General features: G+C 37.1%; 17 protein-coding genes. All 17 read left to right on the top strand.

The window, feature by feature from the left end; all coding sequences use genetic code 11:
* Positions 1–44: 44 nt before the first annotated feature.
* The 17 genes from HMPREF9469_RS26450 to HMPREF9469_RS26370 are packed head-to-tail and all read left to right on the top strand — an operon-like array spanning position 45 to position 14,874.
* Entirely contained in the window at positions 45–833 is a 789-nt protein-coding gene (locus HMPREF9469_RS26450) for an ABC transporter permease (RefSeq protein WP_007869488.1), read from the top strand.
* 13 nt (positions 834–846) lie between these two features.
* Positions 847–1,587 carry an ABC transporter ATP-binding protein gene (locus HMPREF9469_RS26445; RefSeq protein ID WP_007869486.1) on the top strand — a complete coding sequence of 247 codons (741 nt, stop codon included), beginning with the start codon at positions 847–849 and terminating at the stop codon, positions 1,585–1,587.
* A gap of 9 nt (positions 1,588–1,596) precedes the next feature.
* Entirely contained in the window at positions 1,597–2,574 is a 978-nt protein-coding gene (locus HMPREF9469_RS26440) for a glycosyltransferase family protein (RefSeq protein WP_007869484.1), read from the top strand.
* The gene (locus HMPREF9469_RS26435) at positions 2,571–4,079 is read left to right on the top strand and encodes a nucleotidyltransferase family protein (RefSeq protein WP_007869482.1); all 1,509 of its coding nucleotides are present in this window, start codon (positions 2,571–2,573) and stop codon (positions 4,077–4,079) included. Before HMPREF9469_RS26440 ends, HMPREF9469_RS26435 begins: the two co-directional genes overlap by 4 nt.
* A gap of 21 nt (positions 4,080–4,100) precedes the next feature.
* On the top strand, positions 4,101–4,691 hold the full coding sequence (locus HMPREF9469_RS26430; protein ID WP_007869480.1) for an SIS domain-containing protein: 591 nt from the start codon (positions 4,101–4,103) through the stop codon (positions 4,689–4,691).
* Positions 4,688–5,059, top strand: a complete 372-nt coding sequence (locus HMPREF9469_RS26425) for an HAD family hydrolase (protein WP_007869477.1) — start codon at positions 4,688–4,690, stop codon at positions 5,057–5,059. The genes HMPREF9469_RS26430 and HMPREF9469_RS26425 overlap by 4 nt, the downstream gene beginning before the upstream one ends.
* Before the next feature lie 26 nt (positions 5,060–5,085).
* Entirely contained in the window at positions 5,086–5,889 is an 804-nt protein-coding gene (locus tag HMPREF9469_RS26420; RefSeq protein WP_007869474.1) for a sugar phosphate isomerase/epimerase family protein, read from the top strand.
* Positions 5,889–6,920, top strand: coding sequence for a GDP-mannose 4,6-dehydratase (gene gmd, locus HMPREF9469_RS26415; RefSeq protein ID WP_007869471.1), 1,032 nt, complete (start codon positions 5,889–5,891; stop codon positions 6,918–6,920). Before HMPREF9469_RS26420 ends, gmd begins: the two co-directional genes overlap by 1 nt.
* Position 6,921: 1 nt before the next feature.
* Positions 6,922–8,085, top strand: coding sequence for a DegT/DnrJ/EryC1/StrS family aminotransferase (locus HMPREF9469_RS26410; protein WP_007869469.1), 1,164 nt, complete (start codon positions 6,922–6,924; stop codon positions 8,083–8,085).
* Between the two features lie 14 nt (positions 8,086–8,099).
* A complete protein-coding gene (locus HMPREF9469_RS26405) occupies positions 8,100–9,038 on the top strand; it encodes a GDP-L-fucose synthase family protein (protein WP_007869466.1) in 939 nt (312 codons plus the stop codon).
* 1 nt (position 9,039) lies between these two features.
* Entirely contained in the window at positions 9,040–9,897 is an 858-nt protein-coding gene (locus HMPREF9469_RS26400; protein WP_007869463.1) for an aldo/keto reductase, read from the top strand.
* A 20-nt stretch (positions 9,898–9,917) separates the two neighbouring features.
* Positions 9,918–10,703 carry a transketolase gene (locus HMPREF9469_RS26395; protein WP_007869460.1) on the top strand — a complete coding sequence of 262 codons (786 nt, stop codon included), beginning with the start codon at positions 9,918–9,920 and terminating at the stop codon, positions 10,701–10,703.
* Positions 10,700–11,596: a transketolase family protein gene (locus tag HMPREF9469_RS26390; RefSeq protein ID WP_007869451.1), complete on the top strand. Its 897-nt coding sequence runs from the start codon at positions 10,700–10,702 to the stop codon at positions 11,594–11,596. Before HMPREF9469_RS26395 ends, HMPREF9469_RS26390 begins: the two co-directional genes overlap by 4 nt.
* Before the next feature lie 18 nt (positions 11,597–11,614).
* Positions 11,615–12,634, top strand: a complete 1,020-nt coding sequence (locus HMPREF9469_RS26385) for an aldolase catalytic domain-containing protein (protein ID WP_007869449.1) — start codon at positions 11,615–11,617, stop codon at positions 12,632–12,634.
* Positions 12,612–13,430 carry a 1-deoxy-D-xylulose-5-phosphate synthase N-terminal domain-containing protein gene (locus tag HMPREF9469_RS26380; protein ID WP_007869447.1) on the top strand — a complete coding sequence of 273 codons (819 nt, stop codon included), beginning with the start codon at positions 12,612–12,614 and terminating at the stop codon, positions 13,428–13,430. Before HMPREF9469_RS26385 ends, HMPREF9469_RS26380 begins: the two co-directional genes overlap by 23 nt.
* The gene (locus HMPREF9469_RS26375) at positions 13,411–14,301 is read left to right on the top strand and encodes a transketolase family protein (protein WP_007869444.1); all 891 of its coding nucleotides are present in this window, start codon (positions 13,411–13,413) and stop codon (positions 14,299–14,301) included. Before HMPREF9469_RS26380 ends, HMPREF9469_RS26375 begins: the two co-directional genes overlap by 20 nt.
* A gap of 36 nt (positions 14,302–14,337) precedes the next feature.
* On the top strand, positions 14,338–14,874 hold the full coding sequence (locus tag HMPREF9469_RS26370) for a hypothetical protein (RefSeq protein WP_007869442.1): 537 nt from the start codon (positions 14,338–14,340) through the stop codon (positions 14,872–14,874).
* Position 14,875 lies beyond the last annotated feature (1 nt).

Genomic DNA, 14,875 nt, shown 5'->3' with positions numbered 1-14,875 from the left:
AAGATGTTATACTGATTTAGATTTGATTGGCTGGAGGAAAAAGAATGGGCAAGATGATAGCTCGTCTTAACGGTTTTTATTGTTACAGACATTTGTTAAAACAGTTGGTTCAAAAAGATATAAAGTTAAAATACAGGAGAAGCTTTTTGGGGTATCTGTGGAGTATTTTAAATCCACTTCTGACCATGGCTATTATGGTGGCTGTTTTTTCGAATATTTTTAGAGGCGACATTCAGAATTTTCCTGTATATTTAATTGTGGGACAAACTTTATTTAACTTTATGGTAGAAGCTACCAATATGGCCTTGGGTTCGATTACTGAGAATGCAGCTTTACTAAAAAAGACATATGTTCCCAAATATATATTTACCATGGCTCGCGTTACGAGTTCACTGGTAAACATGATATTCTCATTGGGGGCTATGCTTTTTGTGTTTATTGTTTGCGGAGTGAACTGGAATATCTTTATGTTGTTTATACCAGTAATTATACTTCAGGTATATTTATTTAGCTTGGGGTTGGGACTCTTTTTGGCACAGAGTACTGTCTTTTTTCGGGATATCCGACATCTTTATAGTGCTTTTACCATGGCATGGATGTATCTTACTCCTATTTTCTATCCTATAACAATGCTCCCGGATTGGCTGAGAACTTCTGTTATTATGTTTAACCCAATGTATGGATATATCCAGCAGTTCCGCATGATTGTCATGGATGGGCAAATGCCGGGAGGTAAAATGATTTTAATAGGCTTTTCAGTAGGACTATTTTGGATGCTGGTGGGGACTTGGTCTTTCTTAAAAACACAGAACAAATTTATCTTGTATATATAATTGGGGATATAATATGGAAAATTACGAGTATATAATAGAAGTTACGGATGCAACCGTTAGATTTAACATGTCAACGGAGCGATTGGATAATTTAAAGGAATACTTTATCAAGCTCATGAACGGACAGCTTATGTTCCAGGAGTTTTTGGCTTTAAAACAGGTTGATCTAAAGGTAAAAAAGGGAGAGGCATGGGGCATTATCGGGACAAATGGTTCCGGAAAGTCAACACTCCTAAAGCTTATATGCGGAATACTTAAACCTTATAAAGGAAATGTGGCGATCAGGGGGACCATTGCACCTTTGATTGAATTGGGCGCTGGATTTGACAGTGAACTCACAGCCCGGGAAAATATATTTCTGAATGGGGCTGTATTAGGGCATAGCGAACGGTTCATGAAAGAAAAATTTGATGAAATTGTAGACTTTGCAGAGTTAAGAGACTTTTTAGATATGCCTATAAAAAATTATTCTTCGGGAATGGCAGCCAGATTGGGGTTTTCGATTGCAACTGTAGTGCAGCCAGACATATTGATTGTAGATGAAGTATTATCGGTAGGCGATTATGCATTTCAGCAGAAATGTGAAGCGCGCATGCATGGGATGTTAGAAAAAGGAACAACCTTACTGTATGTATCACATTCAATTGAGTCAGTTAGGAGTTTATGTAATAAAGCTATGTGGCTTGATAAAGGGAACGTGAGGATGCATGGAGATGTAATGGAAGTAAGCCAAAAATATATGGAAAGCTTTTAGGAGAGTAGGATGTCTATGCTTAACTTATTTAAAAGTACGATTATTGTTGTTTTTCGCAACATATATGTATCACTAATAAGGGTTCCTATATCAATTGTTTATATCATATATAAATTTAGGAGTGAGTCTACACATTATATGGTGGTATGCGATCACATTGGGGATACACTATTATGTTTAGGCTATATTAACGCCTACCGTAATAAGCATGGAATTAGGCATTTGACATTTGTTACAACGCAAAGTATGATGTCTCTTGTAGAAGGTTATGACCAGTTTTTAGATAACACTATTTTTTTGCAAAAAAAATGTTTGAGGTTGATCTTGGATGCCGGAAAAACTAATTTCGGTGATCATGTCATTAAAAAATTAAAAGGAGTTACAATTATTAATCCAGAGAATGCGTTTACTAGTGAATTCTTTTTATACCCATCTCGTTTTCCTATGATATCCTTAAAAGATTGTATAAAGTACGGAGAACTGAATTTGGAAAGTGATGCAAAGTTCATAACACCACATTTCCAGTATGATGACAATGATATTATTAAAAAATTAAATGTAAAAAAGGGAAAAACAGTTATTTTAACACCATATGCGGTGGTAACTAAACCAATTCCGTTTTCTTTTTTTGACAAGTTGTCAGAACTCCTTCTTGAGCAGGGTTTTCAGATTATGACCAATATTACTGATCCTAAACAGGTAGTGGTAAAAGGAAGTCTACCTTTGTATTGTGGCTTAGATCAGGCGATGGTAATAGCTGAATATTGTGGGTGGGTGATAGGATTGAGGAGTGGAATATTAGATTTGTTGTGTTATGCGAAGTGTCATGTCATTGCACTTTATCCTTCAGATAATCGTTATGTAAATTTTTTTAAACTAAGTGCTCTTGAAGGAATAGAGGCAGATATAACTGAACATCGCCTTTCAAACGAAAAATATGATTTATCTTATTTAATGGATTATATAAAACAAAGGAGAAAAATATGAGTATCGAGTATATAGTGATTCAGGCGGGTGGAAAGGGAACGAGATTAGGAAATCTAACGAAAAACAAACCTAAGGGTATTGTGCCAGTTAATAATTTACCTATTATCTTTCATTTATTCAATAAATATCCTCAAAAAAGGTTTATTATTATAGGCGATTATAAACATGAAGTCCTGGATAAATACTTGGAATCTTTTGGGAAAGTTAAATTTTTAACGGTTAAAGCTGAAGGCGTGGGAACCTGTGCTGGAATCAGCAATGCATTGAAGTATGTACCAGATAAGCAACCTTTCATGTTGATATGGTCAGATTTGATCTTAGGGACGGATATAGATATCGATGCATTGGATGAGGGGAATTATATAGGAATATCAAAGGATTTCGAGTGTCGGTGGTCATATAAAGAAGATGTATTTGTTGAACAGCATTCATTTGAGCATGGGGTAGCAGGCTTGTTTGTATTTAAAAGCAAATCTGAGCTTAAGGATGTTCCATATCAAGGCGAATTAGTGCGGTGGATGGGTGAAAAAGCAAAGATTTTTAAGGAGATTGGACTTTATGGAACCAGAGAGGTTGGAACATTAGTCGCTATAGAACAATTAGGAACCAATGAATATCGCTGCCGCCCATTCAATAGCATGGAGGTTGATGGCAATATACTTATTAAAAGACCAATTGATGAGCAGGGGCGTAAGCTAGCTATTCGGGAAACTAAATGGTACAAGGAAGTTCAAAAATACGAATTTAGCCAAATACCTAAAATATTCAAATATGAACCCTTGACCATGGAGAAAATAAAAGGGAATAATATATTCAATACAAATTTAACAATAGAAGAAAAAAGGATAGTGGTCGATAATTTGGTGCATTCACTTGAGAAGTTGCATGGTTTAAAGGGGACATCTGTAGATGTATTTAGCATAATGGAGGCATATTACCATAAAACAATTAAGCGTTTAGAGAGCGTGCGTGATCTTATACCGTTTGCGGATCAGGAATATATTCGTATTAACAAAAAAAATTGCCGCAATCCCTATTTTTATAAAGATGAGTTTAGAAAGAAAGTAAAGGATTTGTTGTGTGATGTTAATAAGTTTGTGTTGATTCATGGAGACTGCACATTTTCCAATACAATGGTGGATTCGGATTTAAATATTGTTTTCCTGGATCCGAGAGGATATTTTGGCTTTCAGGAGTTGTATGGGGACGAATATTATGATTGGGCAAAGGTGTATTACTCAATAGAAGGAGATTATGACCAATTTAACAATAAAAAGTTTAATCTTACAATGACTAATAACGAAGTTTGGCTGGAGATAGAAACCAATGGATGGAAAGATGTTGGGGAATATTTTATCAGTAGGATAAGTGGGTGTAATCCAGAGAAGATTAAGTTTCTTCATGCGATTATATGGCTGTCTTTAACTACATATGCGTGGGAAGATTATGATTCAATTTGTGGAGCATTTTATAAAGGTACATATTTACTTGAAGATGTACTATAGGGTTAGATGAGGAGGAAAAGAATGATCACGTATTTTAATGATATTATGGAAACGGTTAAAGAATCGTTAAATTCTTTAGATGAAAGAAAGTTTAAAAGGCTGGTAATCCATTGTACAAAATGTATCGATAATGGAGGCAAGATTGTGGCTAGCGGCCTGGGCAAGAATGTTCCTATATGTGAAAAGTTTGTTGGAACAATGAATTCATTGGGCATGGATGCCAGATTCCTTCATACTAATACAGCCGTGCATGGGGATTTGGGGATGGTCGGTAAAAACGATATTGTGCTGCTGCTTTCTAAAAGTGGAAATACAGAAGAATCAGTTAAGCTTGCCTATTATCTGAATGAAAGAGGAACAGAAACATGGTTGTTAAGCTTTAATAAAAAGTCTAAATTAATGTCTATAATAAAAGAACACCTTATCTTAGACCTTAAAAATGAAGGGGATGAATGGGATATTGTTCCTAATAATTCTACTACTGTGTATTTGATTTTGCTGCAAGGGCTTGCAATGCAGGTGTGTCAGGAGAGAGGTATTACACTGGATGATTTTAAAGTAAATCATCCGGGTGGAGGGATTGGCGCTAAACTGAGAGGTGAAATACTATGATGTTGGCAATATCTTCTTTACCGCATACATGGATTTTAGATTTAGATGGAACCCTTGTGGAACATAATGGATACAAGATATATGGAAAAGATAGGGTATTGCCGGGGATTAAAAAGTTTTTTGAACAGATTCCGAGTGCAGACTATGTTCTTATTTTGACAGCAAGAAAAGAACAATATAAAGCAGAGACTGAGATGTTTTTAGAAGAAAATGGATTGAGATTTGATAAGATACTTTATGATATGCCTGTGGGAGAGAGAATTTTGATTAATGACAGGAAACCATCTGGTCTAGAAATGGGAATTAGTATAAATAAAACTCGTGATGCCCGCTGCGATTTGTTTATAAATATTGAAAAGAATTTATAGCATTTAGAAAGTGTAATGTGATTTAAATGATAGATGTAGGGATTTCCACGGCATGTTTGTTTCCAGGAAATACGGAGACAGTTCTGGAAGACATGGCGGTACACATATTCGATAATTTTGAGATATTTGTTAATAGTGACTGTGAATTAAGCGATAGTTTTGCTGAGAAAATATTAGGAATATTAATTCAGAATCATAAAAAAGCCATTTCTGTACATCCTTTTACAAGCGAATTAGAGCCATCCTATTTTTTCTCGGATTATAGCAGAAGATTCGATGATGGGTGCATATATTATCAAAAATATTTTAAATTTGCAGGTAAAATTGGAGCTAAATATGTAATTATACATGGCGACCAGAAGAATAGCGGAATAAGTGTTGAGGAATTTGGAAAAAGGCTGATGCGTTTAAATTGGGAAGCACAGGCATACCATGTTGAAATATTGTTGGAGAATGTGGAGAGATGTTTTAGCCGGGATGCAGATGTAATCACCAGGCTGCGACATCTGTATCCAGAGCTGGGATATACGCTTGATGTGAAGCAGGTACTGAGATCTTCAATGGATTTATATAAGATGTTGGAGGCCATGGGAGATTCTTTGAAACATGTTCATTTTAGCGACCATAATTCAAATAATACGTGTCTTCCGGTCGGTCTGGGAGATATGGATATTGAAGAGTTTGCGAACTATCTTTATGCACACCACTATTCGGGCGTTGTATTACTGGAATTATATGGGAATGATGGAGAACCTATTAAGGTTTTGGCGGATAGTTATCATAAATTAAAAAATATTTTTATTAAATGTAATAGAAAGAAGGATGTGTGATGAAAAAAGCGCTTATTACAGGAATCACAGGGCAAGATGGTTCATATTTAGCTGAATTTCTGTTGGAAAAGGGTTATGAGGTACATGGAATTGAACGAAGAACATCTACAGAAAAAAAAGAACGAATAGAGCATTTGAGAAATTCTGAAAATTTTTATCTGCATTATGGAGACTTAACGGATTCATTGAGCTTAATTAAGATTTTGAGAGAAGTACAGCCGGATGAGACTTATAATTTGGCAGCACAATCACATGTAAAAATATCATTTGATGTACCTGAGAATACCGCTGATATTGACGCGTTAGGAGTTACCAGGTTATTGGAAAGCATTCGTATTTTAGGTCTGGAGAGTAAATGCAAATTTTATCAGGCATCCACGTCAGAGCTGTTTGGTAAGGTACAGGAGATTCCGCAAAGCGAAACAACACCGTTTTATCCATATTCACCATATGCAGCAGCCAAGCAGTATGGGTATTGGATTGTAAGGAATTATCGAGAAGCATATGGGATGTTTGCGGTTAATGGAATTCTATTTAATCATGAATCTGAACGCAGAGGTGAGAATTTCGTAACTCGGAAGATTAGTTTGGCAGCGGCTAGAATTGCAGCAAAAAAACAGAAAGTGCTGTATTTGGGAAATCTTGATGCCTTACGTGATTGGGGCTACGCAAAAGATTTCGTTGAGTGCATGTGGCTGATGCTGCAGTATGAGAAGCCGGAAGATTTTGTGATTGCAACAGGAGAGCAATATTCAGTGCGGGATTTCTGCAATCTTGCTTTTGAAAATGTAGGAATAAAGTTAAGGTGGGAAGATCAAGGCGTGAATGAACGGGGAATCAATGTGAAAACAGGAGAGGTTGTTGTAGCGGTCGACCCCCAATATTTCAGACCAACGGATGTTGTAACACTTTTAGGCGATCCAAGTAAGGCTAAGAGTTTGTTGCACTGGAATCCAAGAAAGACAACATTTGAAGACTTGGTAAAAATTATGGTAGAGCATGATGTTAAATTAGTTGCGAGGGGTGAATAAAATGAAATATAGATTGAGTGATGATACATGGGATATAAATGAAGAAAATGCGGTTAAAGAGGTTCTTGCTTCGCATATGTTTTCCATGGGGGAAAAGGTAAAACAATTTGAAAAGGAGTTTGCGGATAAGTTTGGAGTTAAATATGCTGTTATGACCAGTTCCGGATCTACAGCTAATCTGTTGGCGTTTGCATCTATGGTTTATTCTCATCGTCTAAATATGGGGGATGAGGTGATTGTACCAGCTGTATCGTGGAGCACAACATACTTTCCCATAGCGCAGCATGGATTAAAATTACGCTTTGTTGATATTGATCCGCAAACCCTTAATATAGATGTGTCTCAGTTGGAGAGGGCAATAACCCAAAAGACCAAAATGATATTTTTGGTTAACTTATTAGGTAATTCTAATGAATTTAATGCAATAAAGGATATTTGCAAGAATAAGAATATTATTTTTGCTGAAGATAACTGCGAGTCTATGGGGGCTATGTATGAAGGGCAGAAATTAGGGACAATGGGATTATTTGGTACATATTCCACCTTCTATTCTCATCATTTATGTACGATGGAAGGAGGCATGGTGGTTACAGATGATGAGATATTATATCATTATATGCTAGCGGTAAGAGCCCACGGATGGACACGTAATCTGCCGTTAGACAGCCCCATATATACTAAAAAGCAGGATTCATTCTATGAAAGCTTTAATTTTATCGTTCCAGGATATAATTTAAGACCAATTGAGATGGAGGCGGCTATTGGTTTGGAGCAGTTAAAGAAGTTGGACAGAATCATATCTCAAAGGAGAAAAAATGCGGAGTATTTTAGAAAGCGATTAAAAGAAATTCCGGGGGTTAGAAATCAAAAAGAAGTCGGAGAAAGTTCATATTTTGGATTTGCAGTTATTTTGGAGGACGGAAACTTAGGAAAGCGGAACCAAGTAGTAGAGGCGTTAAGAAACAATGAGATTGAAGTCAGGCCAATCGTAGCTGGTAATTTTGTCAGAAATAAGGCCATAGAATATTTGGATTACACTATTTATGGAAAATTAGCAAGTGCGGATGAAATCCATGATAATGGTTTCTTTGTTGGAAACCATAGTTGTGATAACAGCAGAGAAATTGATTGGTTCATTGAAACATTAAAGAGTGCTTTGCTGTAGAAGGTGAGGCTTTTATGAATAAAGATGCTAAAATTTTTATTGCTGGACATAATGGCATGGTTGGTTCAGCTATAGTGAGAAGACTAAAGGCGGAGGGTTTTTATAATCTTATACTGCGTGATTCCTCAACATTAGATTTGAGAGATACTCAGCTGGTTAAAAAGTTTTTTGAAATTGAGCAGCCGGGGTATGTATTTATGGCAGCAGCCAGGGTTGGGGGAATACAGGCTAATTCCCAGTTACCTGTTGAGTTTTTAATGGACAATCTTGAAATACAAAATAATATACTTAGAGCATCTTATAGCTGCGGTGTAAAAAAACTGCTGTTCTTGGGAAGCGCATGTATGTATCCCAAAGAAGCAAAGCAGCCGATGACAGAATCAGCATTGCTAACATCTGCCTTGGAACCGACAAATGAGCCATATGCTATCGCAAAAATAGCAGGGCTTCGGGCCTGTGAGTATTACAGTAAAGAGTATGGTGTAGATTATGTAAGCGTAATTCCTGCTAATTGTTATGGTATTAATGATTGTTTTGATGTAAAAAAATCACATGTGATTCCGGCTCTTTTAAGAAAATATCATGAAGCGAAATTAAATAAGCTGCCAGAAGTGGTATTATGGGGAACAGGAAAAGCTAAAAGGGAGTTTTTGTATGTTGACGACTTGGCTGATGCATGTGTATTTTTAGCAAATTTTGAAAGCAAAGAAAGAGTTATAAATATTGGTAGCGGAAGTGAAATATCAATATTAGAACTGTCAGAATTAATAAAAAAGGTAGTAGGCTATGAGGGGAAAATTGTTTGTGATCCCACAAAACCAGACGGTATGATGAGGCGAATGGTTGATACATCGGTGATGGATGGGATGGGATGGTCGTCTAAGGTAACCATAGAAGAGGGATTGAATAGAACTTATCAATGGTTTCTAAGAGAAATATTGAAGGTGGGATAAAATGAAAATGGGATTTAAACTTTCTAATGGATTAGAACTGCCTCAGGTTGCATTTGGAACTTTTAATGCAGGAGATGGGGATGAAACGGTTGAGATTGTCGAAAGAGCTATAAAAACCGGATATTTACAAATAGATACGGCTTCAATTTATAAAAATGAGGCCAATATAGGAGTGGCGATAAAAAATGTTGCCTCAATAATAAAGCGAAGCGACCTTATTATATCAAGCAAGGTATGGAATCCAGATCAGGGATATGAGAATACGTTAGAAGCTTTTAAAAAAAGCTGTGACTTGCTGCAGACAGATTACCTGGATATTTATCTGATACATTGGCCGGTTCCCTATGGAAAAGAAAAAAACTATCAGGAAGTGAACTGTTCTACATGGAGAGCTTTTGAGCGTTTATACAGGGAGGGAAAAGTAAAGGCAATAGGGGTGAGTAATTTTTTGCCACGCCATTTACAGCCATTATTGCAAAAAGCCGATATAAAGCCGATGATCAATCAAATTGAAATACATCCCTGTTATCATCAGCGCGAAAATGTAGAGTTTTGCCAGCAGGAGGGGATTTTGGTGCAGGCCTGGAGTCCGTTTATGAGGGGCAATGTATTTCAATTACCTTTATTACATCATATGGCAGAGAAATATCAAAGGAGCATTTCCCAAATATGCTTGGCATGGTGCTTGCAAAGAGGAATACAGCCAATTCCGAAGGCATCTAATGAAAAGAGAATGACAGAAAACCTAGGGCCATTTGACTTTTTTATAGACAATGAGGATATGAAACAGATGGAAACATTGGATCGTGAAGACGGTCATGCTCCATTTACAGACTATGAGCTGCAAAAAAAATATTAGTTTTGGAAAGAGGTGACATAATGGCTGTTATAGAAGAAAAAATGAAGGAATTAAAGCGCTGTATTGCCCAGGTGGCATTTGAACGGCAGGAAGGGCATATTCCCAGCGCATACTCTATTTTAGACATATTATATGTTTTGTATCATGATGTTATGGATATTGATCCCTGCCAGCCGGAGAAGAAAATCAGGGATAGGCTCATTGTCAGTAAAGGGCATGCCTCTCTGGGATTATACACAATATTAGCTGACAGAGGTTATTTTCCAATGGAAGAAGTATCAACCTTTGGACAGTTAAACAGCCGGCTTGGAGGTCATCCGGATTACCACAAGGTTCCTGGAGTCGAGGCATCCACAGGTTCATTAGGCCATGGACTGCCGCTGGCTGTTGGCATCGCGATGGGATTGAATTTCAAAGGAAGCAGAGAAAGAGTATATGTTATTGTAGGCGATGGGGAGATGAATGAGGGAACTAATTGGGAAGCTATCATGGTAGCTAAGGAGCAGGGATTATCCAATTTAGTATGCATTGTAGACTATAATCATTCTTCTGACAGAGCAGTGGATTTTGGGAACATGGAAACAAAATTTAATGCATTTGGTTGGGAAACATACAGTGTTAACGGCCATGATCAAGCGGAGTTAAAGGATACGCTTACAAAAACAAACGATATAAAAAGGCCAATAGCAATAATAGCAAACACGATTAAAGGTTATGGGTGCAAAATGATAGAGAATAATCCAGCATGGCACCACAGAAGCCCAAATTCAGAGGAATTATTGCAGATGATGGAGGAGTTGGCATGATGGAGACGAACATGAGAAAACAGTATGTGTTAACTACCGAATATTTATCTGATAAGGATGAACGGGTAGTTACATTACTAGGCGATATAGGAGTTTACAGCTTTAAAAAAATAAAAGACAAGCATCCCAATCAAGTACATAATCTTGGGATTTTGGAGCCAGCGTCTATTGGTATAGCAGCAGGGTTAGCAAGGGTTGGTTATATTCCTTTCTTTCATACTATTGCGCCATTCGTTGTGGAAAGGCCATATGAACAGTTGAAAGTTGATTTTTCGTATCAAAAATTATGCGGCAATTTTGTAAGTGTCGGAGCTTCATATGATGACGGGGCGTTGGGGACGACCCACTATAGCCCGGCAGATGTTGCAGTATTGAAGTATTTGCCTAATATGCAGATTGTGCTGCCAGGAACGGCAGAGGAAGTTCATAATTTGATTTGTAGTGAATATGACAATGGAAGCCCCACGTATTTTCGTTTGAGCACTGCTGTAAATCCTGAGACAATGCCGGTGAAATTTGGAAAGGCATATATTGTAAAAAAAGGGAAATTAGCAACCATAGTAGCGGTGGGACCGATGCTGAAGATGGTGTTGGAGGCGGTACGCGATTTTGATGTTACAGTTCTTTATTATACGACTATAGCACCATTTGATTATGAAACATTGGCAATGAATTGCTCATCCTCCAAGGTGCTTTTATGTGAACCATTTTATTCCGGCGTTCTTACAACAGATGTTTGCCAGGCATTGCAGGGATATGTTATGATGGATTTTGTGGGTGTTCCACATCAAATATTAGATTCATATGGAACAAGAGAAGAAAACGACTTGAATGCAGGAATTACCGTTGAGATGATATCAAAGAAATTGATGCAACTTGTGGAAAGGGCATAGAAAGGTATTGGCAAAAGCATGAATAAAAATATTTCAATATTAGACTGTACACTAAGGGATGGAGGATATGTAAATAATTGGGAGTTTGATAACAGAACTGCAAGCGGAATTATAGAAGAATTACAGGATGCGGGAATAGAATTTGTAGAAGTCGGTATATTAGGCTTAACCAAGAAAGCAGAGGAACAGGTTAAATTTAACAATTTTTCTGAGATTCTTCCATTACTTAAGAAAAAGAATAATAAATGCGTATATACTCTTATGTTGACATATTCTGAAAAGGACAGTTTTCAGATCCCGGGATGTGGCGAGGATACTGTGCAGTGCATTCGCTTAGCCTTTTTTAAGCCTGAATGGAAAGATGCATTAAAGTATGCGGAAGGCCTTAAACAGAAGGGGTATATTGTATTTCTTCAGGCAATGGCAACCTCAGTGTATTCAGACGAAGAACTAGAAGCGCTGGTAAAAGAGGTTAATGATGTAGAGCCATACGCATTTTATATAGTGGACAGCTTTGGAGTTTTATATAATAGGGACGTACTTCATCTGATGAAAGTAGTTGATGACATATTGGCTCCAGGTATTGCATTTGGGTTTCATGCACACAATAATATCCAAATGGCATTTTCGAATAGCCAGGTATTTGCAGAATATGAAACGGATCGGCATTTAATTATAGATGCTGGTATTTACGGAATGGGAAGAGGAGCGGGGAATCTAGCCACTGAGTTGATTGCACAATATTTAAATAAGAATTTTGGCAAGCAGTATGATATAGGCAAGATTTTAAACGTATTTGATGCGTATATACGAAGGATTTTTGAAACATATTATTGGGGTTATTCGATGGAATACTTTACGACCTCATCTAAAAATACAAATTCTGCATATGGCTGGTATTTAAATAAGAAAGGCGTTAGTAGGTTAAAGGATCTGTCGGGAGTATTGGATTATATTCCGGATGACTTTAGATATACGTTAATCACGAAAGTGGCAGATGAGGCAATGGAGAAATATGGACAAGACGATAATAGATAGCTATGATAATGTTAAATTTTTAAGGAAAAAATGTCTTGAAATAGCAAATAAAGGGAATGATGCAAATTTACAAAGTGTTTTTTCAGCATTAGATGTTATATATATACTATATGATAAGGTTTTGAGATGCTCTCCGGAAAATCGTAGGGATATCCATCGCGATTTTTTTGTATTAAGTAAAGGACAAGCGACTTTAGGACTTTTTTGTGTTTTAGCTGAAAAAGGCTTTTTTAGATTTGGAGAACTGGATACATTTTGTAAGATTAATTCCAGATTTGCTATGCAGGCGGATCGAACCAAGTTTGATGGAGGAATTGAAATAAGTGCTGGCTCCCTGGGGCATGGTTTCCCGCAGGCAGTGGGAATTGCAATGGCTGGAAAAATACAAAATTCCCCTACCAATGTATATGCCTTGGTAGGGGATGGAGAGTTCAATGAAGGAACAATGTGGGAAGCAGCTTTACTTGCAGGATATCGTAAGTTGGATAACTTATGTGTAATAATTGATGATAATGATTCGATTGGTGTAATGTTGAACTTAGGTGACATGAAAGCAAAATTAGAGGCATTTGGTTTCCAAGTATGCCAAATAGATGGTCATAATCATTCAGAGATAGAAAGAGCCCTGAGAATAGGACATGTGGGAAAACCCTTAGCTATTATTGCACATACGAAACGAGGATACGGGAGTAGAACAATGATGGAACAAGCAATGTGGTTTCATCGGGCACCCAACGAAGAAGAGTTAGAAGTTTTAATGAAGGAGGTGGACTCTTTTGAGACGGGCAATGTTTAATGAAGTAGAACGAATTGTGCGGAGTGATGAAACTGCAGTTTTGATGCTAGCAGATATTGGAGCGATAGCATTTTCGGACTTGATTTATGATATACCAGAGAGAGCCATGAATATAGGGATTTTTGAGGCGGGTATGGTTAGTGTGGCGGCGGGTATGGCTATAAAAGGGTTATCTCCTATTATATACGGAATTACGCCGTTTATCGCAGAAAGGGCATTGGAACAAATAAAATTGAATTTTGCATATCAGAATCTGGATGGAATTTTTATAACAACAGGCGCGGCGTACGATTTTAGTACGTTAGGATACTCACATTATTCGCCTGCTGATGCCACATATATAAAACAGCTGGTTGATGTTCAATTCATTGCTCCAGGGACTCCGAAGCAGATGGAGTCACTATTACAGCAGACATATAGAAATGGAAAGCCCACCTTTTTTAGAATGAGTGATCACTGCAACAAATATGAATGCGCAGTTGAAGCTGACAAGGCAACAATAATCCGAACAGGTAAAAAGGCGACAGTCATTGCAGTCTCTACTATGTTGGACTTAGTGATGAATGCTTTTGCAGATGAGGATGTAACTATTTTATACTATACAACATTGGCACCATTTGATAAAGATACCCTTAGAAATAATTGCCCCTCTAAAAAAGTACTGGTATGTGAACCTGAATACGAAAATACATTGACGCATGATATTATATCAGCGCTCCATCCCGAACAGGTTCAGATGGACTGGGTTGGTGTACCTCTCCGAATTATACGCACTTATGGAACTAAGAAGGAAAAGGATGAATTATTCGGCTTTAACGAAGATACGTTAAAGAAAAAGTTACATAGGATGATTGACCGCCCTGTTGAATAGTTAATACATTGAATAAAGGAACTATATGGAGTTGAAATGGATAAGCAGTTAAAGAGGGTTAGAAAAGAATTATTAAAGAACTTGTTGGATTGTTATCTTGCATGGTGGGAGTGGCATAAAATAACACGACTTAAGGAAGTAGGGCATTCGGCTATTATTTTGTTACCTTCTTTAAAGAGAGATTATAATTTTTATGCATTATTATATTTGGAGCCTATGCTTAAAAGAAGAGGTTATCATAATGCTCTTATTTTAACATATGATCCAATGGTTAGGGAAACGGCTGATTTGTTTTCTGATAGAGTGACAGTAAAATTTTATACAAGAAAAAAAATGGAATTAATTATGAAATATGCATGCCTTTATCAGTTTGACTCCAGGCTAATAATAGGGTCTTTAGAAGAACCAGCCGGTAGAGATGCGAATACGTTAATCGGAAAAAATGGTATTACAGTGGAAGAAATATTTGCTCTTGGTGTATACCAGTTAACACCTTTTATACGCCGTAAGCCTCCAAAATATGATGGATGGGATGAGAAAATAGTGGATTTTCTTGGCGTGGAGGATTGTTGAG

Origin of the sequence: [Clostridium] citroniae WAL-17108 (assembly GCF_000233455.1) — a bacterium.
Lineage (GTDB): Bacteria > Bacillota > Clostridia > Lachnospirales > Lachnospiraceae > Enterocloster > Enterocloster citroniae.
This window is presented reverse-complemented; position numbering and strand designations above follow the sequence as displayed.